This is a genomic window from Proteus sp. GOKU (genome assembly GCF_015475555.1).
Taxonomy (GTDB): domain Bacteria; phylum Pseudomonadota; class Gammaproteobacteria; order Enterobacterales; family Enterobacteriaceae; genus Proteus; species Proteus mirabilis_B.
This window is the reverse complement of sequence record NZ_CP034105.1, coordinates 1,394,950-1,417,923: the sequence shown is the minus strand read 5'-3', so window position 1 is coordinate 1,417,923 and position 22,974 is coordinate 1,394,950. Positions and strand designations below refer to the sequence as shown.

14 protein-coding genes are annotated in these 22,974 nt (G+C 38.5%); 5 read left to right on the top strand and 9 right to left on the bottom strand.

Annotated elements, in window-relative coordinates:
* Nucleotides 1-212: 212 nt before the first annotated feature.
* Complete coding sequence (gene pyrD / locus EHE21_RS06420) at nucleotides 213-1,223, bottom strand: quinone-dependent dihydroorotate dehydrogenase (protein WP_194952161.1); 1,011 nt, start codon at nucleotides 1,221-1,223, stop codon at nucleotides 213-215.
* A 402-nt stretch (nucleotides 1,224-1,625) separates the two neighbouring features.
* On the opposite strand from pyrD, the gene EHE21_RS06415 reads away from it, so the two are divergent.
* A complete protein-coding gene (locus EHE21_RS06415) occupies nucleotides 1,626-2,666 on the top strand; it encodes a PDDEXK nuclease domain-containing protein (protein ID WP_194952160.1) in 1,041 nt (346 codons plus the stop codon).
* 150 nt (nucleotides 2,667-2,816) lie between these two features.
* Here the strand turns inward: EHE21_RS06415 and pepN are convergent, their stop codons facing one another.
* Nucleotides 2,817-5,432 carry an aminopeptidase N gene (gene pepN, locus EHE21_RS06410; RefSeq protein ID WP_194952159.1) on the bottom strand — a complete coding sequence of 872 codons (2,616 nt, stop codon included), beginning with the start codon at nucleotides 5,430-5,432 and terminating at the stop codon, nucleotides 2,817-2,819.
* Nucleotides 5,433-5,772: 340 nt separating this feature from the next.
* Here pepN and pncB point away from each other — a divergent pair, with 340 nt between their 5' ends.
* From pncB to EHE21_RS06390, 4 genes are all read left to right on the top strand, one after another.
* Nucleotides 5,773-6,987, top strand: coding sequence for a nicotinate phosphoribosyltransferase (gene pncB / locus EHE21_RS06405; RefSeq protein WP_194952158.1), 1,215 nt, complete (start codon nucleotides 5,773-5,775; stop codon nucleotides 6,985-6,987).
* A gap of 268 nt (nucleotides 6,988-7,255) precedes the next feature.
* Nucleotides 7,256-8,656, top strand: a complete 1,401-nt coding sequence (asnS, locus tag EHE21_RS06400) for an asparagine--tRNA ligase (protein ID WP_194952157.1) — start codon at nucleotides 7,256-7,258, stop codon at nucleotides 8,654-8,656.
* 340 nt (nucleotides 8,657-8,996) lie between these two features.
* Entirely contained in the window at nucleotides 8,997-10,085 is a 1,089-nt protein-coding gene (locus tag EHE21_RS06395) for a porin (protein WP_310989923.1), read from the top strand.
* A 419-nt stretch (nucleotides 10,086-10,504) separates the two neighbouring features.
* On the top strand, nucleotides 10,505-11,695 hold the full coding sequence (locus EHE21_RS06390) for an amino acid aminotransferase (protein ID WP_194952156.1): 1,191 nt from the start codon (nucleotides 10,505-10,507) through the stop codon (nucleotides 11,693-11,695).
* A gap of 153 nt (nucleotides 11,696-11,848) precedes the next feature.
* Here EHE21_RS06390 and EHE21_RS06385 read toward each other — a convergent pair whose 3' ends face one another.
* From EHE21_RS06385 to mukF, 7 genes are all read right to left on the bottom strand, one after another.
* A complete protein-coding gene (locus EHE21_RS06385; protein WP_194952155.1) occupies nucleotides 11,849-12,499 on the bottom strand; it encodes an MBL fold metallo-hydrolase in 651 nt (216 codons plus the stop codon).
* Between the two features lie 37 nt (nucleotides 12,500-12,536).
* On the bottom strand, nucleotides 12,537-13,085 hold the full coding sequence (locus EHE21_RS06380) for a YcbK family protein (RefSeq protein WP_075673124.1): 549 nt from the start codon (nucleotides 13,083-13,085) through the stop codon (nucleotides 12,537-12,539).
* Between the two features lie 329 nt (nucleotides 13,086-13,414).
* Nucleotides 13,415-15,142, bottom strand: a complete 1,728-nt coding sequence (gene ldtD, locus EHE21_RS06375) for a L,D-transpeptidase (RefSeq protein WP_194952154.1) — start codon at nucleotides 15,140-15,142, stop codon at nucleotides 13,415-13,417.
* 393 nt (nucleotides 15,143-15,535) lie between these two features.
* Nucleotides 15,536-16,249, bottom strand: coding sequence for an acid phosphatase AphA (gene aphA, locus EHE21_RS06370; protein WP_088493285.1), 714 nt, complete (start codon nucleotides 16,247-16,249; stop codon nucleotides 15,536-15,538).
* Between the two features lie 225 nt (nucleotides 16,250-16,474).
* Nucleotides 16,475-20,935 carry a chromosome partition protein MukB gene (gene mukB / locus EHE21_RS06365; RefSeq protein ID WP_194952153.1) on the bottom strand — a complete coding sequence of 1,487 codons (4,461 nt, stop codon included), beginning with the start codon at nucleotides 20,933-20,935 and terminating at the stop codon, nucleotides 16,475-16,477.
* On the bottom strand, nucleotides 20,932-21,663 hold the full coding sequence (gene mukE / locus EHE21_RS06360) for a chromosome partition protein MukE (protein ID WP_194952152.1): 732 nt from the start codon (nucleotides 21,661-21,663) through the stop codon (nucleotides 20,932-20,934). Before mukE ends, mukB begins: the two co-directional genes overlap by 4 nt.
* On the bottom strand, nucleotides 21,644-22,966 hold the full coding sequence (gene mukF, locus EHE21_RS06355; protein ID WP_075673561.1) for a chromosome partition protein MukF: 1,323 nt from the start codon (nucleotides 22,964-22,966) through the stop codon (nucleotides 21,644-21,646). Before mukF ends, mukE begins: the two co-directional genes overlap by 20 nt.
* Nucleotides 22,967-22,974 lie beyond the last annotated feature (8 nt).

Sequence of the window (22,974 nt, the reverse complement as noted above, 5' to 3'; positions counted from 1 at the left end):
ATCCCCCTTCGATTCATTCCCTGTTTTATACTCTGATAAAAAATCAAAATTAAATGACCTAAATAAAATATTTAATATCACCTAACAAAAACAGGATTCATTTTACTATTAATTAAGCACAATCAGTGCAATTTAATAAAAAATAACCAACTAGGGGCAATATAAACGAGTTAGGGGCAGAAGAAAAGCCCCTAATTCATTATTAAATGTATTTAGATATGATTAATTATAGATTTGATAAGTGCAGGACCTTGATAAATGAATCCTGAATAGACTTGAATAAGAGAAGCGCCAGCGTCCATTTTTTCTCTTGCTGCTGTTAATGAATCAATTCCACCTACACCAATAATAGGTAATGTACCTTTTAATTCTTCATTTAATTGACGAATTATTTGTGTACTTTTTGATTGTACCGGGCGACCACTTAATCCCCCAGCTTCATTACAGTGATCTAACCCACTAACTAATGATTTATCTAATGTGGTATTTGTCGCAATAACACCATCAATATGATGACGGACTAAGCTATCTGCAACTTGAATTAATTCTTCATGTGTTAAATCAGGTGCAATTTTAACAGCGACAGGAACATATTTTTGATATTTTCCCTGCAACTCTAATTGTTTATTTTTAATTGCTGATAGTAGATCGTCTAATGCTTCACCGTATTGTAGAGTACGCAAACCGGGGGTATTTGGTGATGAGATATTGATTGCGATATAACCGGCATGAGCATAGACTTTTTCCATACAAATCAGATAATCATCTTTACCTTGCTCTACTGGGGTATCTTTATTTTTGCCGATATTAATACCCAGTACGCCACCATAACGAGATTGTTTTACATTTTCAATTAAGTTATCGACGCCAAGGTTATTAAAGCCCATTCGGTTAATTAAGCCTTCAGCTTCCACTAAGCGGAATAAACGAGGTTTATCATTTCCCACTTGAGGACGTGGCGTCACTGTACCTACTTCAATAAAACCAAATCCCATTGCACCCAATGCATCTATACAATCACCGTTCTTATCAAGACCGGCAGCAAGACCAAGTGGATTTTTAAATGAGAGTCCCATACAGGAAACGGGTTTTGAAGGAAGTGACTGCTGAATAAGAAATTGAAATGGGGAATGAGATAAACGTTTTAACTGACGGAAGGTAAAATCATGGGCACGTTCAGGATCTAGCCGAAACAATGCCTTCCTTACTAAGGAATAATACATACGATCTCCATTGAGAATATCGGGTATTAGGAATGATATGTCTACGACAATTTAAGCGTCGAGCATCATATAGATAAAAGCACGAAAAGTAAACGCTTCAATTTCACAATTCGCCATAAAAAACCCCCAGACTATGAATGAACCCAAATCATTTCCTCGTGAAATAACTAATCTTCCTTCAATACAAAAAGATGAGTAATACCCAAAAATAATAGAAATTTAGGATTTTTTGCATACTTATTAACAAACAAAATGAGTACAAATAATTTAAATTATTTAATAAAAAACAATTTGTTATATGAAAACACATAACTGAGTAAGAACTACGATGATTAGGGATCTCAAATTTAGCAATCAAAACACAATTAAAAATGATAAACACTTAGAGACGGAGATAATTGAGTGAATGAAACAAACATACCAATAATACATATTTCTTTACTTGATGATATCCGAAAGCTCCTTAACCAAGGTAGAAAACAATCCACACAAGCCGTCAACAGTATAATGGTTCAAACCTATTGGGAAATCGGGCGTTTGATTGTTGAAGATGAGCAACATGGAGAAACTCGAGCTGAATTTGGTAAAGCCGTATTAAAATCATTATCTACTGAATTAACCAAAGAATTTGGAAAAGGATTTGATACTTCAAACCTTCGGTATATGCGACAATTTTATCTTACATTTCCAATTTGTGACGCAGTGCGTCACGAATTAAGTTGGACACATTACAGGACATTACTTCGCCTAAAAAACGAACAGGCTCGTCAATGGTATATTAATGAAGCAATAGTGCAATCCTGGTCAGCTCGTGCATTAGAGAGACAAATAAATACTCTGTACTACGAACGACTACTCTCAACTCAAGGAAAGCAACAAAACATTTTGCCTGTTTTAATCGAAGAACAACAGAAAATAGCTGAACTTACAACATCAGTTAAAGATTACTTACGTGATCCATATATTTTCGATTTTCTAGGTCTACCTAGTATTGCTTTACAAGAAAATAAATTAGAACAAGCCTTAATTGATAATCTAAAAGAATTCTTACTTGAACTTGGTAAAGGATTTGCTTTTGTAGAACGTCAACAACGCATTAATACCGATGATGGTGACTACTATATTGATCTAGTATTTTATAATTTTCACTTAAAATGCTTCCTATTAATTGACTTAAAAATGCATAAACTCACTCATCAAGATGTGGGTCAAATGGATATGTATGTGCGAATGTATGAAGAAAAAAAACGTCGTAGTGATGATAATCCTACTATTGGCCTCATTCTTTGCACTGAGAAGAATCATACTGTAGCCAAATATTCAATTCTTAATGAAAGTAAGCAATTATTTGCATCAAAGTACATACTAGCATTACCGAGTGAAACGGAGTTGATTGAGAAATTAGAACAAGAACGTCAAAGATTGCTTAAACAAAAAAACTAGGATCATAAAGCCATACTCTGTTTATCTGTTTTCTACCGTAATTAGCCATCTAATCATTATCATAAAAAATCCCCAGACTATGCTGGGGATCTAATTATCATGCTGATTTTATACTATTTACTCACTCATAAAGTGATATAAAACGTAATATTAATCAGCTAACGCTTTGGTGATTTTCTCATATAAATCACCTGATAAATTCTCAAGTTCTTTCAGTTTTAATAACTCTGTACGCATTTTTTCTTGGCGTGTTGCATCATAACGTTTGAGACGAATAAACGGCTCGATAAGGCGTGATGCAACTTGTGGATTACGGCTATTTAAATCAGTCAGAATTTCTGTCAATAATAAGTAACCAGAACCATCTTCAGCGTGGAAAGCGACTGGGTTATTATTTACAAATGCACCAATTAACGCACGAGTACGATTTGGGTTTGCAAGTGTAAATGAGCGATGAGATAACAGACTACGGACTTTCTGTAACACATCTGTTGCTGGGCTCATGGCTTGTAAACTAAACCATTTATCCATCACTAAACCGTCTTGATGCCATTTATCATCAAATTCTTGTAATAGCGCATCTTTACAAGGTAACTGAGCCATTACTGCGGCATTAAGTGCGGCAAGTGCATCGGTCATGTTATCACTGTTGTGATATTGCATATCAACAAGTTTGTTACCTGTTTGCTCATTTTCAACTGCTAAATAACCTAAGCAAACATTGCGTAAATCACGTTTTGCAATATCATCATGATTAACACGATAAGCACCCATATGCATTGAATGATAAACAGCAGAAAATTCATCGGCCATTTCAGTTGCGAGTGTTTTACGAATAAAACCAAGCGCTTTATGGATGGCAACAGGATCAATAATACTAAATGATTCACCCGCTTCAACATCTGTTGGTAATGTCAGAATAAGTGCAGCTAATGCAGGATCAATATCTTTATCAAGTAATACTGCACGGAAAGCATCAACCACCATTTCAGGAAGAATACAGGTTTCGCCTTTTTGAACTCGGGCAACATTTTCTTTTATATAGCGACCTAATAATGCTTGAGCTGCATCCCAACGTGAAAATGCATTACGTGCATATTTCATTAGGAAAGAGAGTTGCTCATCTGTAAATGGATAATCAAGTTTTACAGGCGCAGAGAACTCACGTAATAAAGATGGGATCGGTTGTTCTGGTACATCGTCAAAGATAAACTGCTGCTCTTCACGTACCACATTTAATACATTAGAAATAGTTTGACCTTGTGAACGCAGTGGGATCACATTGCCTTTGCTATCATACAATTCAATATCTAATGGAATATGTAATGGCTGTTTTTCAGTTTGATCTGCTGTTGGTGGCGTCATTTGACTAACAGTTAAAGTGTATTGCTTTTTATTAGCATCATAACTATCACGAACTGTCAGTTGTGGCGTGCCTGATTGGCTATACCAACGGCGGAATAAAGTCAGATCAACATTAGAGGCATCTTCCATTGCTTGAATAAAATCATCACAAGTTGCAGCACTACCATCGTGGCGATGAATATACATTTGAATGCCAGCTTGGAATTGCTCTTCACCTAATAAAGTGTGGATCATTCGGATCACTTCTGAACCTTTTTCATATACGGTTAAAGTATAGAAGTTGTTCATTTCGATCACGCTATCAGGACGAATTGGATGTGCCATAGGGCTTGCATCTTCTGCAAACTGTGCGGTACGCATCACTCGTACATTATTGATACGATTAACAGAGCGAGAGCCTAAGTCAGAGCTAAATTCTTGATCACGGAAAACGGTTAAACCTTCTTTTAGGCTTAATTGGAACCAATCACGGCAAGTGATGCGGTTCCCCGTCCAGTTATGGAAATATTCATGACCAATAACAGACTCAATGCCTAAGTAATCTTTGTCAGTTGCCGTTTCACTTTTTGCCAGCACATATTTAGAATTAAAGACATTCAGCCCTTTATTCTCCATCGCCCCCATATTAAAGAAGTCAACGGCGACTATCATATAGATATCAAGATCGTATTCTAAATTAAAGCGAGATTGATCCCATGCCATCGCATTTTTCAATGATGTCATTGCCCAATCTGCACGATCTAAATTACCTTTATCAACAAAAAGCTCTAAAGCAACTTCACGACCGCTTTTGGTGGTAAAAGTATCTCGTAATACATCAAAGTCACCTGCCACCACTGCAAATAAATAACTTGGTTTTGGATGTGGATCTTCCCATGTTACCCAATGACGACCATCATCAAGTTCACCTTGCGCAATACGGTTACCATTTGACAATAAATAAGGATATTGTTTTTTATCTGCCGTAATTGTTGTGGTGTAACGCGCTAATACATCCGGTCTATCTAAATAGTAGGTAATATGGCGGAAGCCTTCAGCTTCGCACTGTGTACATAATGCATCACCAGAAACATACAGCCCTTCTAATGCTGTATTAGCTGATGGATTAATCTCGTTAACAATTTTTAACGTAAATTGTTCTGGCAGTTGTTCAATGATGAGTTTGCCGTTTTCTTCTTTATAGTGTGTCCAAGCAACATCATTTACTGCAATTGATTTTAATGTTAAGTCTTCACCATCTAACACTAGTGCTGTTGCATCTGAGTTTAGGCGTTTACATTGGCTTATCGCTGTAACCTGGGTATTTTCTTTATCTAAGATAAAATCAAGATGTAAATCGGTGATTGTGTAGTCAGGGGCACGATAATCTTTGCGAAATTTCGCGATTCTTTGTTGTGTCATAGAAAAAACCTTTTAGTTAACACGACTATTTAACGGTTATATTACCAAAGCTTACTCGTCAAAAATCTGTTTAGCCAGTCGAATATTCAATTGAAAACATTAAAAGTCAACAGAATGTTAATAGTTTATTAATACATGTAATCAATTTATTTGGTAAATGATGCTAATATACTCCCAAATTATGTTTAACGTGGTAAACTCATCTAAGTTTTACAGCTTGTTTTTATGTCGCAGAGAAATATTGTTGAATAGTGACGCTTTGTCGTCATATTCGGGTATACTCTCCAACCTTAACGATTTAGCAGACATAAAAACGCTCCGTGAGGATGCTTGACGCGCTATGATTTTAGACGCTACACCGATTATTACATCACTGTTGGATACCGATGCATACAAGCTCCACATGCAACAAGCGGTTTACCACCATTATAGTGATATTCCTGTCGTTGCTGAGTTCCGCTGCCGGAGTGATGAACGTCTAGGTGAATATGCAACAACCTTACGCCATCAAGTTAATATGATGGCAGACCTGTCATTAACGAATGAAGAATTTAACTATCTTCAGAGTCTCCCCTTTTTCAAAAATGACTATCTGCAATGGTTCAAGCATTTTCGCTTTAAACCAGAACAAGTCCAAATTTCAGCGACACCTGAAAACCAACTGACGATCAGAATAACAGGCCCTTGGCGCGAAGTTATTTTATGGGAAGTTCCGTTGTTGGCTTTAGTGAGTGAAATTGTACATCGTGTCCGCTCGCCTCAAATCACACCAGATGATGCAGTTAATCAGCTACGTAAATTAATTGATATCTTCTACCGTGATGCTGCTGAGCAACAGATTGACTTAGCTGATTTTAAGTTGATGGATTTTGGTACTCGCCGCCGTTTTTCTTATGATGTGCAGTGTGCCATTGTGGATGAGCTGAAAAATCATTTTCCTTATCTTATTGGTACAAGTAATTATCATTTCGCTGAACGGATGCAATTAGCCCCAGTGGGAACACAAGCTCACGAGTGGTTTCAGGCTCATCAACAGATTAGCCCTGAACTGGCAAATAGTCAGCGTGCCGCCTTGCAGTCTTGGTTAGATGAATACCCTGATCAATTAGGTATCGCATTAACAGATTGCATTACAATGGATGCGTTTTTGCGTGATTTTGATAAAACCTTTGCAGAGAGCTATCAAGGTTTACGTCACGACTCTGGCGATCCTATTGAATGGGGTGAAAAAGCGATCGCGCATTATGAAAAATTGGGCATTGATCCAATGAGTAAAGTATTAGTCTTTTCTGATAGTCTTGATTTTCAAAAAGCGCTGGTACTTTATAAACATTTCCATAAGCGTATTCGTTTAATCTTTGGTATTGGTACTCGACTCACTTGCAACATTCCTGAAATCACACCTCTTAATATTGTGATTAAGCTGGTGGAATGTAATGGTAAGCCAGTTGCTAAATTATCAGATAGCCCAGGTAAAACCATTTGTGACGACAATGACTTTGTTGACAAGCTACGCAAAGCCTTTGACGTTCCTCTTGTTAAACAAGCCTGTTAATTAGCGAAAAATCTTCATTAATAAAAGAAAGGGTAAAAATTGCCCTTTCTTTTGTCATACCTCTGCCATAACAGCTACTTTCATCAATATTTCATCTATTTTTATCAATTTATTTTATACAAAAGCTTTTCTCTTCTTTATTGACTCTTTAAACTAAAATTTCCTACTTGTTTCCTGCGCTATTGCAAGTAACATAGAAAAACTGTCCGACAGGGGCAGAATGAATTAACCAAACAATTATTTTAATTAAACGAAGAGAGATTTATTTATGATCGTTGCGCCTGTAGTCGACGTACTGCAAGGCCGTATCGCGGTTGGCGAAGACGTCACCGTTCGCGGTTGGGTACGTACAAGAAGAGATTCAAAAGCTGGTATCTCATTTCTTACCGTCTATGACGGTTCCTGCTTTAATCCAGTACAGGCCATCATTAATAATAATTTACCGAATTATCAAGATGAAGTGCTGCACTTAACCACAGGCTGTTCTGTGGTAGTCACCGGTAAAATTGTTGAATCTCCGGGCCAGGGACAGAACTTTGAAATTCATGCCACCAATGTTGTTGTGGTAGGAATGGTCGATGATCCGGAAACTTATCCGATGGCCGCCAAACGTCATAGTATTGAGTACCTACGTGAAGTTGCTCACCTACGTCCTCGTACTAACTTAATTGGTGCAGTTGCTCGTGTTCGTCACACATTAGCACAAGCACTACATCGTTTCTTCGATGAACAAGGCTTCTTCTGGGTTTCTACGCCACTGATCACAGCAGCTGATACAGAAGGTGCAGGTGAGATGTTCCGTGTCTCTACATTAGATATGAACAATCTGCCACGCACAGATAAAGGCGAAGTCGATTTCAGTGAAGACTTTTTTGGCCGTGAAGCGTTTTTAACTGTTTCTGGTCAGCTAAATGGTGAAACTTACGCTTCTGCATTAAGCAAAGTGTATACTTTCGGTCCAACATTCCGTGCTGAAAACTCAAATACCAGCCGTCACCTCGCTGAATTCTGGATGGTTGAGCCTGAAGTGGCATTTGCTGATCTTAACGATATCGCAGCCCTTGCTGAGAAAATGTTGAAATACACCTTTGCAGCAGTGTTAGCAGAGCGTAAAGATGATATGGAGTTCTTTGCACAACGTGTCGATAAAGACGCTATCTCACGCTTAGAAAACTTTATCACCTCTGATTTTGCTCAAATCGATTATACCGATGCAGTCACTGTGCTTGAAAACTGTGGTGAGAAATTTGAAAACCCAGTTTATTGGGGTGTTGACCTCTCTTCTGAGCATGAGCGTTATCTTGCAGAGAAACACTTTAAAGCACCTGTTGTTGTGAAAAACTACCCGAAAGATATCAAAGCATTCTATATGCGTATGAATGAAGACGGTAAAACAGTTGCAGCAATGGACGTATTAGCACCGGGAATTGGTGAAATCATCGGTGGTTCTCAACGTGAAGAACGTTTAGATATGTTTGATAAACGTTTAGACGAAATGGGAATGAGCAAAGAAGACTACTGGTGGTATCGCGACCTGCGTCGTTATGGCACCGTGCCTCATTCAGGATTTGGTTTAGGTTTTGAACGTTTAGTTGCTTATGTGACCGGCGTCGCAAACGTTCGTGAAGTTATTCCATTCCCACGTACACCAAGAAATGCAGATTTTTAATTTAGTGATTGATTAGTATTCAACTGAAAATTTGCATTGCTGTTTTATTGTACTAGTTTTACTTAAGTGAAGAAGCCAACCTCAAGGTTGGCTTTTTTTATGCATGGCTGTTATTTAATTCAAAAGTTCCCCAAAATACATACTTTGAAATACATAGTTACAATTTGTTACACTTTTTTCGTTTTTGTAGCAAATTGGGGGTAGATAAAATTTTTTACCAATGGAACACTGTCACCCGACACAGACGACACTTAACTCTCATAAATAGTTCCATAAAAATTAAGAAACTATTTCTGGCAGTGGCAAAGGTGTCTGAATAACACCAATGAGGGTAATAATAATGATGAAGCGCAATCTTCTTGCAGTGGTAATCCCAGCTTTAATGTTTGCTGGTGCAGCAAACGCAGCTGAAATGTACAACAAAGACGGCAACAAAGTAGACATCTACGGTAAAGTTGACGTTCGTCATTACTTCGCTAACTCTGATAGAGATCGCGGTCAAGAAAGCGGTGACGCTTCTCGTGCTCGTATCGGTTTCAAAGGCGAAACTCAAATCAATAAAGATTTAGTTGGTTTCGGTCGTTTCGAATACGAAATCCGTACTAACAAAGCTGAAGGCGACACTGATTCACGTGCTCGTTTCGCTTACGCTGGTTTTAAATTCGCTGACTTTGGTTCAGTAGACTACGGTCGTAACTACGGTGTAATTTACGACACCAACGCATGGACAGACGTTCTGCCTTTATGGGGCGGCGACTCTATGTCACAAACTGACAACTTCATGACTGGCCGTACTACTGGCGTTCTGACTTACCGTAACACTGATATGTTCGGTTACGTTGATGGCCTGAACTTTGCTCTGCAATATCAAGGCAAAAACAACTCAGAAACTAACAACGACCGTACTGAAATCAAAAAACAGAATGGCGACGGCTTCGGTTTCTCTACAGCTTATAACTTAGGCTGGGGTGTAACTCTGGGTGGTGGTTATTCTAACGCTGCTCGTACTGCAGAACAAAAGTTAAGCACAGCTAAAGGTGAACGTGCAGAAGCATGGAACTTTGGTGGTAAATTTGCAGCTAACAATGTTTACTTAGCAGCTATGTACGGTGAAACTCGTAACATGACTGGTTTCAAAGGCAACATTGCTAACAAAACTCAAAACATCGAGTTAACTGCACAGTACGATTTCGCTGACTTAGGTCTGAAACCATCTTTAGGTTACGTTCAATCTAAAGGTAAAGACTTAGATGTTAACGGCGTAAACGACGAAGATTTAGTTAAATATATCTCTGTAGGTTCTTTCTACAAATTTAACAAAAATATGACTGCAGTTGTTGATTACAAAATCAACCTGATCAAATCTGATAATAAACTGGGCATCAACGACGACAACGTAGTTGGTTTAGGTCTGACTTATCAGTTCTAATTACCGCTTAGGTAATTAAACAGTCAAGTTAATTGATTTGAAAAGCAACACTTCGGTGTTGCTTTTTTATTTGCATAATTTGGCACACCTGCTCTCTCCTTTCCCTTATCTTTTTATTTTATCCCTATATTAATCACGATTGATTAGCGTCTCTCTTGTGATAACACTCTATGTAGTTTCCATTTTTGAAATATTCAAAAGTTTATCATACTAAACAATTCTGCCTTTTTAGTGATTATTTTTACATGTTAATGTAATCACAGGATATTCACTTATTTACATCTTGATTTGCTATTTATTCTCACTTAGTTCACAACTTCTTGTTAATTTCTCTACAAATAGTTGGCAAAAAGGCCTCATAGCGTTACTCTTGATACTCATATTTCGGCTTCGTTTTGAGCTTAGGGAACAATTACACTATGTTTGAGAAAATCATTGCTGCACCAGCCGATCCTATTCTAGGTTTAGCTGATAGTTTCCGTTCTGATCCTCGTGAAAACAAAATTAACTTAGGGATTGGTGTTTACAAGGATGAAACAGGCAAAACCCCTGTTTTGACCACAGTTAAGAAAGCAGAAAAATACCTGTTAGAAAACGAAACCACTAAAAACTACCTTCCTATTAGCGGTATCCCTGAATTTGGCAATGTGACCCAAGCACTTTTGTTTGGTGAACAACATCCTATTATCTCTGAAAAACGCGCACGCACGGCACAGGCTCCAGGTGGTACAGGTGCTTTACGTATTGCGGCTGATTTTATTGCTCAACAAACCACAGCAAAACGTGTTTGGATTAGTAACCCAACTTGGCCTAACCATAACAATATTTTCCAAACTGCAGGTCTTGAGATCTGCAATTATGATTATTACGATGCAGAAAATCGTGGGTTAGATTTTGAAGGCATGTTAGCGAGCCTTGCTAAAGCTCAAGCGGGTGATGTTGTTCTGTTCCACGGTTGCTGCCATAACCCAAGCGGTATTGATCCAACTGAAGAACAATGGCGTCAATTAGCTGAACTATCAGCAGAAAAAGGCTGGTTGCCTGTTTTTGACTTTGCATACCAAGGTTTTGCTCGCGGTCTTCAAGAAGATGCTCAAGGCTTACGTCTCTTTGCAGAAAAAAATCCTGAGCTTATTGTTGCTAGTTCATATTCTAAAAACTTCGGTCTTTACAATGAACGTGTAGGTGCATGTACCATTGTCACCAAAGACAGTGACACTGCTGAAAAAGCCTTTAGCCAAGCAAAAGCAATTATTCGTGCAAACTACTCAAATCCACCAGCACACGGTGCTTCTGTAGTAACAACTATTCTTTCCAACCCAGAGTTAAAAGAAGAATGGGTTGAAGAGCTAACAACCATGCGCGAACGTATTCAGCGTATGCGCCAGCTGTTAGTGACTACGCTGCAAGAAAAAGGTGCTAAACAAGACTTTAGCTTTATTATCGACCAAAATGGTATGTTCTCATTTAGTGGTTTAAATAAAGAGCAAGTTGAGCGTTTACGTGCTGAATACGGTATTTATATCGTAGGATCTGGCCGTATTAACGTTGCAGGTTTAACTCTTGAGAATATGGTTCCACTTTGTGAAGCCATTGTTGCAGTACTCTAATTACCTTATCAAGTGTAATGAAGATAAATGCCACGTTGTTTAATAACGTGGCATTTTTATTCAGATCAATAAAAATATAAATCACATTTTTTACTGATAAAAAAGCTCTTTATAATAAAGAGCTTTCATTTGTTTATTTATATTCGTGCAAGATCACCAGATTGGCATTTCATCTTGTAAAAAAGGGTTATATTGGCGTTCATGCCCTAAATTAGACATAGGGCCGTGTCCCGGAATAAACAGATAATCATCGCCTAAAGGTAAGACTTTATTTTTGATTGAAGCAATAAGATCGGCATGGTTTCCACGCGGGAAATCGGTACGACCAATGCTTTCTTTGAATAACACATCTCCCATAGAGATAAGTTTATTCTGATGATTTACAAAAATAATATGTCCCGGTGTATGACCTGGGCAATGTAAAACAGATAACAAAACGGTTTTACCAATTGTGATGGTATCGCCTTCATTTAGCCAGCTATCTGGTGCAAATGACTTTCCACAAGGGAAATTAAACATACGACACTGTTGTTCTAATTCCTCTAATAAGAAATTATCATCTTTATGAGGACCATAAACAGGAACATTAAAATGCTCAACAATTTGAGAGGTGCCTGCAATATGATCAAAGTGTCCGTGCGTTAATAATACTTTGGTTAATGTTAATTGGCGGGCTTCGATTTCTGCAATAAGCGTTTCGACATCTCCACCAGGATCAACAATTGCCGCTTCCTTCGTTTCATCACACCAAATAAGGGTGCAATTTTGCATATAGTTTGTCACAGGTACAATGTGATACATCATGAATCACTCCACTCTCTATTAACTAATTCTCAATAGATTACCATGAGCGAACAGGTCCTGTATCAATATGCACAAAATTACTTCTTGGATAATAACCTACACCGCCCGCTTTCATTCTTAATGCGACTTGACGAACTTTAGAAAGATCAGTGCCCACTAAACGAAAATCCATTGCTTGTCCGCGTGTATGATAACTTTTCTTTGCTACACCACTACTGCTTTGGCGCAAATTATTATTGGTTACTAATGAACGATAACCTGAAATAAGTTCAACAGGTTTATTGTTATTAAGCATCACTTGCAGTAAGTAAATTTGGTCAAACAGTGCGGGATCAATGGTTTTGATTTTGTTTTGACGATAATCTCTAAAAAGGTGATTTAATTTAGCAAGCTCATGTTTGTTATAGCGTTTTCCATCAAAAAACTCGGCTTTAATAGTTTCACCGGTATTTAAATTATTAAAGCGAAGGATTTTTGGACGAGGTGTTGCTAATGAAGCAAATGCATGAGAAGGCAATAACCCTAACCCCACTGCGGCCATACCAAGCCCCAGCCACTTACGGCGATGTGAATCAATAATATCCATAGTATATGCACTCAACAAATTATTTCAGGAGGAAGAACCTTTATTATGACAATATTTTTCTCGAATTGTTTCTTATCGTTTGTATAGTATTGTAAATAACACTTCATTTCAATTTAACGCCATTAGTAATTTTATAAATTTAGTTATTTATACTAATCTCTATTTTTATCATTCTATTTTTAATAGAAATTTTAAAAATATTTTATAATTTATTATATTTCTAGTTATCTTATTGCAGACCATAAAAAAACATTTTTATCTTATTGATTTATATAAAAATAAAGGACAGCTGAATTAGCTATCCTTTATTCAATTTATATTTATTTATATTAAAAGTATTTCTTAATATTCTCTAAATAGGGTTGTACATTGGTAGTAACTTTGTCATAACCATAAATATCTGCACGATATTGAGGTGCATTTTCCTGAGCCACCCATGCTGTTTGATAATATAAATAAACCGGAATACGTTCAGGAATTGGCGCATATTGTGTTGATCCACGTTTTAATGCCGCATCAATTCTATCTTGTTTCCATCCCGCATCACCCAATAAAATGGAAGCAAGCTCAGAGGCTTTATTTACACGAATACAACCTGAACTAATTGCTCTCATATTTTTTGAGAACAGTGAATGGTTTGGTGTGTCATGCAGATATATTGCATCTGAATTTGGCATATTAAATTTATAACGCCCTAATGAGTTTGTTGGCCCCGGAGCCTGCCAAATTCGGTAAGGGAAGTTATTTGCGCTCATATTTTGCCAATCAATGTCATAAGGGTTAATAGGATAAGCATCATTCCCCCACCCTGAATAAATAGTATATCCCTTACGACTAAAGTAACTAGGATCTGCTTTGCCTCTAGGTACAATATCTTTACGAGTCATACTTGTTGGCACATTCCAAGGTGGATTAACCACAACATTATTTAATGCGCTACTCATAATCGGTGTTTTTCTATCAGGACGACCGACAATAACTTTTGAATCAAGAATAAGCTCGTTATTGGCATAAAAATAGAGTGAAAAATCAGGAATATTAACCCAAATTCCTGTATCTCCAATGGCAGGTGTCAGGCGAAGACGTTGAATATTTAATGCCATAATACTCGCACGTTGTGCCGGTGTCATATTTAACCACACTCGAGTTTGTCGCCCAATAATCCCATCAGGCTCTAACCCATGCGCAGTTTGAAATAATTTAACAGCCGCAACTAAAGGTGCATCATAAACCGTTGTTGCCATTTCCTGTTCATTTGCAGCCAGTTCAGGAATTAGTTTTAAATTACGTAAAATCTGTCTTAGAGGTACAACTTCTTGTGATGATTGATTTGGCTTTAATGATGTTGTTCCTTGCATTTCTGGCCAAACAACTGAGCTATGTAACTGCTTACGCACTTCTTCTTTCATTAAGTTGTAATAAGGATGAGATGGTGCATAAGAAATAACAAAACTACCTAAGGTGTTATTTTGGATATTTTGCTGTAATTCTACGACTGATTTATCAGTGGGTGATGGTAATGTTTGCATCACATTACGATACAGTAAAGATATGCCTGATTTATTCACTTGCTCAACAAAACTGATATAGCCTAAAAAAGCGTCTGATAAAATAAGATCACGTGCTTCTTTTGTTAATTCAGGCGTTCCTAATTGTGTTAACCATTGCCCAAATTGGGGCTGAATACCTGAAATAGCGACTTCAGCAATTTGTTGCTGTAATTGCTGTACTATTTTTTCATCTTGCCAGATTAATGCTAAGTTATTCGCTTGGTAAACTTTCGCTAGCTGGGTTAAATATAACGGTTTATATTCCGTTGGGCTCCACGATTGTAGTTTTGTTCTTGCTTCTAACTCGGTCACTTGTGGAATATTCATTACCACAGTTGCGGGTGCTGGCATAGCTTCATTAGCCACAGGAACTAATGTCGCGTTTTCTGTTTCGGGTGCAGATAAAGTCACTGACTCTGTTTCTGTAGCCATTGCATAATGGCCAGAAAGGAGTGTACCTATAACAACTGAATATGCGATTGCTCTTTTAATTGGTTGATGCGCCATAAATCCTCTACCCTCATCCCTTATTATTATTTTGGTATCCTAGAATATTAGATGAGCTTGGAAAAGAGTTTTATAGGAATAAACTAATATTTTTAAAGTTTTGTAAGCCCCTGATAGAAATTTGATTTTATTTCATCAAAAAAAGACTATTTAAGCGTTTTTATATTCAAAATATATAATTTAAATAAAGACGCAATAAAAGAACAAAAAATAGACAAATTAAAAATAGCTATTAATGAATAATAAAGAATTGTGAATGGATAATAAGATTATTTAAATGGAAGGTGTCTTAAAATAGAAAATAGAAAATAGAAAATAGAAAATAGAAAATAGAAAATAGAAAAAGGCGTAGTTTCCTACGCCTTACAAATAAAGGTAAACAAAGGGTAAAGATTAGTACTCTGAATTAATAACTACTTCTTCACCAAACTGACCTGCTTTTGGCAGTGGTTGGTAAGAAGAGTTAGCAGCACGCAGAATACGAATACCACGGATGTTCAGCTCATCTGCTGCTGCGATATCTGCATCAGCATCACCGTAGTAAATTTTCAGTTTATGATCACGCATCCAGCTTACTTTGTTATTTGCGCCAGGTTGGTCACCAGCAAAAATAACAGGCTGCATTTTATCAGCAGGAATGTTTAAGCCTTCTTGTACATATTTGGTCACAGTCTCAGTTTTAGTTTGAGTACGACCAGTAATGAAATAAACAGTATCTCCACGTTTTAAGTGCATCTGAACAAGATCGATACCGACTTGTTTAGGCATACTGAATTTATCCCACTCGTTATTCATTTTTTCCCAGAATTCTGGGTTTTTCAGGTAGCTGAAATCGTTTGGAGAGTATTCCAGTTTACCACGGTAGAAACCTGGGCTTGAGAACAGAACGGTGTCATCAATATCAAAACCAACCGCCATCGGTGCTTGACCTGCAAGGCTTTTTTCAATATCAGCAACAGAAACCCAATGAATTGGTTGTTGTTGTGCAAGTTGTGCAACGGTAACGCCTGGGCTAACAACTTCTGGCAGATGTACTTTTGCCATTGCTGCGCCGTTTAAGCTTAACGCTAAAGCAATTGCACTAAAAGCTAACGTGACTTTACGCATTCTCTTTCCTTTAAATTTTTATATTAATCACATACGGGAACAATCATAAACATCATGATTACATTTAAATGAGATATGGCGCACGTTATTCCATTTAAAATTTCATTTTTTTGTTAATTTACTTTCATTTTTTGATCTATGTAACACTTTAAAAAAAGAAGGCGCTATAAGCATAAGCCCGTAGCGCCTTTATTCTTGCCTCTTGAAGCTAATAATGGAATAAAATTATTCTGTTATTTCAGCAACATTTGATGATGCAATTTTATCTTTTTCAGCCTGTTGACCAAAACCTTTTAACCCAACAACGTGTACATGTTCAGTACCATTGAACACTTTACGTACTAATTTATAGGTTGTTCCTTTTTCTGGGCTGATATTTTCTGGTGCTGCAATAATTAGCTGCATATCAAGACGATCGCAAAGCTCAAATAACGTCGCGATAGATTTCGCATCTAAACGAGCCGCTTCATCAAGGAAGAGCAAACGACAAGGAGAGATATCTTTTCCTCTTAAGCGTCGTGATTCTTCTTCCCAGCTCTGTACGACCATTACCAGAATTGACATCCCCGTACCGATAGCTTCACCGGTTGATAAAGCGCCACTTTCTGCTTTTAACCAACCTTCTGGCCCACGATTAACCTCAACATCCATTTCAAGGTAATTACGGTAATCTAACAACTCTTCACCCACAGTTTGTGGCATACGTTGACCAATATCTACTTGAGGGTTTAAACGCTGATAAAGTTTCGCCATTGCTTCGGAGAAAGTCAGGTTTTGGTTTTTAAATAGATCTTGATACTGGTTATCTTCTTCAGATAACACATCCAATAACACTTGGTGACTTTCACGGATATTGACGTTGAGTCGGACACCACGCACCTGACCAAATGAAACCGCTTGTAAACCTTGGTTTAGCATACGAATACGGTTTTGCTCACGCTGAATAGTTTTACGAATAATATTCGCGACACTTCGTGAACTAATCGCTAATTTTTGCTCACGGCTAGTTAGCTCTTCAGTTAAGCGAGCAAGCTCGATTTCCATCTGTTCAATTGCATCAACCGGATCATCCGTTTTAATGATGTCTTGGCGAATACGTTCTCTTAAATGCTGATATACCGCAATAAAGAACTGAACTTTGCGATCGGGGTACTTCGCATCTTCGGAGCGACGTAACGCATCACGTAAATATTCATTATCAGCAACCGCTTGGCGTAACGCACCTAACGCCTTATCCGACATTGAACGTAAATCATCAGCAGAAAGATAAGCAAAGTCTCGACGATGTAAACGACGCTCCATTCCATTTTCTTTTACTAATCGCATAACCGCGCACCAACCCGCTTTTGCACTCACAACATGCTCACGAATTTGAACGTAGTCACGTTCCAGTTTACGAATTTTCTTGGTGAGATTATCTCGCTCAGCTTCACTTAGTGCGATATCTCGCTCAAGTTGGCTGATGCGTGTGCGGTTTGCACTTACCTCAGAATAACGTTGATCGCGCAACTCTTTGGCTCTTGCTTCTGCACCTATATCAATATGGATCCCTGTATCACGCATCTCTTGCTCAAGCTCTCTGAGTAATTCAGATTTAGTATCAAAGGAGCTTTTTAATGATGCGAGTACTTGATTAAATTGAGCACATTGCGCTTGTTGCTGACGATAAAGTTCTCTTGCTGTAGCGCGTTCTGTTTCTGCCATTTCTAAGCGGTGACGTAGCTTCTCGTTAAGATCACTATTTTCACTGACAATTTCAACGGCATCGCTATAACTAAAGTGAGGACGGCGCTGTACCACTTCCACCAGCAAGAAAGCTTGTTGCTGATAACGTTGCTGTTCTGCTTTTGCTTGCTCGTAATCTTGTGCTAATTGTTCATGCGCTTGTGGATCACTTTGCAAGATTGAAGCGATAGGCTCTAATGTTGCTAATGCTTTTTCATGGCGCTGTAAGTGGCGCATTGATTCTTCTGCGGTATACAGCTCTTCACGTAACTCTTCAACACGATCAATTAGTGTCTCATCCATCAAGATATTAACTTGAGGAATAAGCTTATTAAGAAGGTTTAGCGATTCTTTGGCACGCGCATAATGTTGACGCTGTTGCTGAGTGCTCTCTTCGTACTGTGTTAACGCTCTTTCTAGCTCATTACGTCTTTGGTTAAGCTGGCGAATATCCTCTTCTGGATCAGCCTCAAATGCCACAGAAATATGTTGTCCCACAAACTGACTAAAGGCATGGTGAGCACGTTGGATCTTCTGTACATCAAAAGCTTGTGTTGCGTAAAGTTCAGAAAGCTCATCACGCTGGCGAGATAAAATTTCTAATTGATTCTCACGCGCCGCTCGACCAAACAGTGGAATTTCAGGGTAGCGAGAATAACGCCATTGTCTATCAGTGCTCTTGATAAGAACGGCTTTATCCATCTCTTGCGCATTAAATACACTGTCATCGAAAGATTGTGGATCGCCTTCGATAAAATAGAGATCTTCAGGACAATCTTCTAACGTTTCTAATTGCGCCTGAACTTGAGATAAATCTTGTACAACAATCGCATGGCGTGCTGGACCATATAATGCAGAGAAATAAGGCGCATCGTCTAACGTAATATCATCATAAATTTCTGATAATAAAACACCATTAAAGCGTTCAGCTAACGTAATTAATCGCCCATCTTCAGCACCACTTGGCTGACTTAAACGTTCAATTTGCGCTTCAATTTGCTGTTTGCGAGTTGCTGTTTCATCACGTAATACCGTTGCTTCGCGCTCTTTTTCAAGTAACTGTTGCATATATTCAGTTACTTGATGACCCGTTTCAAAAGATTGACGAGTCTGCTCACATAATTGTGTTAACGCATCTTGTGCTGCAAGCCATGCAGGTGCTTGTTTTTTCAGCTTTTCAATTTGTTGTTTAAGTTGATCTAACTCTTGGCGCATTTGCATGCGCTGTTCGCCAGACTCATTAACGTAATCGCTAAGCTCTTCAATTTTTGCTTCTAATTCATCTTGAAGAATTAACAGATCATCAGGCTCCATCGATTTACCATGATGTTTGTTAAATTCTTCAAGTTGACGTTCTGCATTGTTTCGTTGATGTAACCGCTGTTCTAATTCAGCTAATTGCATACGAATAGGATGAACCCTATCCGCTTGATGTCGATGAGAAGACCATTCACGTAATGCCGTTTTTGCAGCATCCCATGCATTTTGACGTTCAACTTCACCGACAATTGAACTCACCAGCTTATAGGCTTGATCGAATTGTGTTTTCGCAGCTTCAGAAACATTGAGTTTCTGCTCCATAGAAAGCAATGAATGCGTAATGGTTTGAATTTTTGCTTGGATACGTTCAGCCCATTGCTCTGCATTGGTTTCGTCTAAATCAGCAATATCACATTGTGCTTTAGCACGCTCTAAAGCCTGCACAGCTTGGCGATATTGAATAGCGCGTGTTTGTTGTACGTCTAATGCTTGCTGATAGTCTGCTAACTGATTTTTCAGCTCATCAACTTCTTCTTCTGCCGATTCTACACGTGCTTCAAGTTCTTCTTTCTTAGATGCCGCTTCTTCAACTACTTCGCTTTGTTCTTCTAAGCGGAAAGTTATCTCTTCAACATCAGCGACATAACGGTCAATTTTTTCTTGTTGGCGAACTGCATTTTGTACTAAGTTTAATCGATCACTTGCCGCTTGATAATCCGCTTCAAGATCAGAAGATAACGCTTGTTGCTCTTCTAACTCTTTACCCATCTCAACAAAACGATACGCTTCACTATTAATGGATTTACGCTGGCTCCATAACTCACGGCGTACTGTTAAAGCTTCATCTAGATGAACACGTCGTTCATTGGCATGACGCATATAGTCAGCCGCAACATAAGATGTCGCTTCTGTAATTAAGTGCTTAAATAAGTCACGATCAGATTGAGTGACACGAATGGCTTCAAGTGTCATTCGGTTTTCACGCAATGCGCCTTCCATATCTTGGAATGCTTTTCTTACACCGCTATTTTCAGGTAGTAAATAATCACGTAAAGAGCGGGTAATCGCACTTGAAATACCGCCATATAATGAGGCTTCAATTAAACGATAGAATTTGGCGCGATCGCTCGCTGAGCGTAAACGTTTAGGAATAACCCCTAAATCAAACATCACGGCATGGAAATCAGTGATAGAGTTAAATTGTCTGAAAACAACTCCATCAATGGCTTCAACTTTTTCTTTTAATTCATTCAGCGGTAAAACACGGGCTTGGCGATCCGCAACAGCTTGCGTCAAAATTTCTGTTGGGTTTTCTGCCATTGGCAGCCCTTGGATCATAAAGGGTTTGATATCAACTTTCTTATCACGCCCTGCAATTTGCTGTAAACGGACACCGACCACAGCACGTAAGTGACGCGAGTTAATCACATCCAATACGGCATAACACACACCGGGACGCAGTTTCCCGTATAACCCTTTATCGCGTGATCCGCTTGTCGATCCTGCTTCTGTGGTATTACGGAAATGAAGTAAAGTAAGATCAGGGATCATAGCTGTAATAAATGCAGCCATCGTGGTTGATTTACCCGCACCATTACCACCTGATAACGTAGTCACCAACTCATCTAAATCAAAAGTACGAGCAAAAAACCCATTCCAGTTGATAAGTGTTAATGAGCGAAATTTTCCCCGTTCAATCATTTATTTTCTCCCTCCGCATCATCTTCACTGGATTGTAATTGCTCATCTTCATTTTCTTCATCATCGTTGAGAGTTTCTGAGCTATCTTCAAGCGCCATTGCTTCGCCATCACGGATCATTCGCATTTGAGCCTCAAGTGGAGAATCGCCACTACGCACATCGGCACCAAAGCGGAAAACAGATTCGGTAATAGAAAAACGCTGCATATCATTTAATAAAAATGAAATCATGCCTAAACGACGTAAACGATTTAGCGAAGTTCTCATCTTTTCTTGTAATTTTTGCAAATCAAGATCAGAACCTGTTGAGCGCTGATTCACTAAACGTAAAAGCTTGGTTTCATCTGCTAATGTTCTTAATTCATCGAACAGCTCTTGAACGGTGAATATTCCCTGATTTGCTAATCGTTCAGGGCTGAGATAGAGATAGCAAAGAATTTTCCCCACCAACATATCCATTTCAGAGAGAACAGAGCGTGGAATAAGTGTGGTTGATCGAGGTCGCAAATAGAAGAAACCTTCTGGTGCGCGAATTAATTCGACGTTATAACGCGCATAAAAGTCTGATAACTCATCTTGGAAATCCATCAAGAAAGCATGATTATCCAGAGCGTCTATACCGATATGTCGACCTGCACGTAACTGGCTATCCAGTTCAGGAAAAAGTGAGTTCGCTAATGCCTGCGCCAGTTTTGCTGGCATAAATTGTTCAGTATGTATCGATGACATGCGCTTGTACCTTAGCTCCATATTCGTTAATTTCTGACCATTTTGCAGGTAATCCTGCGAGCTCAGCTTTCGCCACACCTAATCGTACTGCTTGATCAATAACAATACGTGCAACATCGAAATGTTTCTGTTGCGGATAACGATTAAGGTATTCAACTAACACTGAACTGAGATCTAATGCCCGTTGTTCCAATTTGTAAGAAGCAAGCTCTTGCTCTACCCATTGCGCTATTTGTTCGTTCACTTCACTGAACATTTGATATTCAAGCTCTTCAGGTAACTCGCCTGTGACTTCTTCATCACGTAGAACCAGTTCTTCATCACGCATATCAAACAACCGATCAGCATTAGCGTAAGTTAATGCCCATGGGCTGTCGAAATAGTTTTGTACAGATTGACGTAAACGGCGAGAGAAAATACGGTTTTTATCCATATCAATCGCTGTACGAATAAATTTATGGACATGTCTATCGTATCCAATCCATAAATCAATAGATTGCTGACCCCAACTAATAATGCGGTCTAACTTACTTTGAAGTTCAAATACTAATGTATCAATTTGCTCAACATGACCAGAATTCATGTTTGCTTCTTGAATACGCAAGAGATTGGCTTGAAGTTTATCGCCAGCAGCTTCAAGCGTATCTTGTAGCTCTCTTAATGTACCCGATGTTTCAGATAATAACTGTTCACAGCTTGAAATGGCGGCTTGCCAATCTTGGTTTAATAGCGCAGCAATATCTTCTTTTACTGTATTTTGCTGCTCATCCATGATCCGCTGAGACAAATCAATGCTATCGAAAATTTCTGCCACTGAATATTTCAAAGGTGCAAAAACATTACGATGCCAATGATATTCATCGCCACCATCTTCAGCGGAACTGGCTGCTGAATCCAACTCACCCGCCACAATGGAAAGTTGCATAGATAAGCGCAATGATGAAAATTCACGTTGGCGAATATAGTAATCACTGATCCCAATTCCCAACGGAGTTAAACGGTATATTGCATTACCTTCTACCAATTCACTGGTAAAACGGTTAAAAAGTCGCTGCTTTACCATGTCATTAATGGCATTATTTGCGCGAACTTGTATTGATTCTGCGGGTTGTTCGAAGCCTTTACATACTTCTCGAAAGGCATCAATTAACTCCCCTTCACTGATTTCGCCATCAAGGCGCTCGCTGTTTAATACAGCGACAGCCATCAAAAAAGCTAATCTTTCTGGTGGCAGTGAGATTGAGAAATCATTTTTTCTCGCCCAAGACACTAACTCAGGAACTGTCTGGGTAAAATCACTCATAGTACATC

Coding starts and splice junctions, on each gene's coding strand:
- pyrD (WP_194952161.1), bottom strand. CDS start 1,223: ATGTATTATTCCTTAGTAAGGAAGGCATTGTTTCGGCTAGATCCTGAA.
- pepN (WP_194952159.1), bottom strand. CDS start 5,432: ATGACACAACAAAGAATCGCGAAATTTCGCAAAGATTATCGTGCCCCT.
- pncB (WP_194952158.1), top strand. CDS start 5,773: ATGATTTTAGACGCTACACCGATTATTACATCACTGTTGGATACCGAT.
- asnS (WP_194952157.1), top strand. CDS start 7,256: ATGATCGTTGCGCCTGTAGTCGACGTACTGCAAGGCCGTATCGCGGTT.
- EHE21_RS06395 (WP_310989923.1), top strand. CDS start 8,997: ATGATGAAGCGCAATCTTCTTGCAGTGGTAATCCCAGCTTTAATGTTT.
- EHE21_RS06390 (WP_194952156.1), top strand. CDS start 10,505: ATGTTTGAGAAAATCATTGCTGCACCAGCCGATCCTATTCTAGGTTTA.
- EHE21_RS06385 (WP_194952155.1), bottom strand. CDS start 12,499: ATGATGTATCACATTGTACCTGTGACAAACTATATGCAAAATTGCACC.
- EHE21_RS06380 (WP_075673124.1), bottom strand. CDS start 13,085: ATGGATATTATTGATTCACATCGCCGTAAGTGGCTGGGGCTTGGTATG.
- ldtD (WP_194952154.1), bottom strand. CDS start 15,142: ATGGCGCATCAACCAATTAAAAGAGCAATCGCATATTCAGTTGTTATA.
- aphA (WP_088493285.1), bottom strand. CDS start 16,249: ATGCGTAAAGTCACGTTAGCTTTTAGTGCAATTGCTTTAGCGTTAAGC.
- mukB (WP_194952153.1), bottom strand. CDS start 20,935: ATGATTGAACGGGGAAAATTTCGCTCATTAACACTTATCAACTGGAAT.
- mukE (WP_194952152.1), bottom strand. CDS start 21,663: ATGTCATCGATACATACTGAACAATTTATGCCAGCAAAACTGGCGCAG.
- mukF (WP_075673561.1), bottom strand. CDS start 22,966: ATGAGTGATTTTACCCAGACAGTTCCTGAGTTAGTGTCTTGGGCGAGA.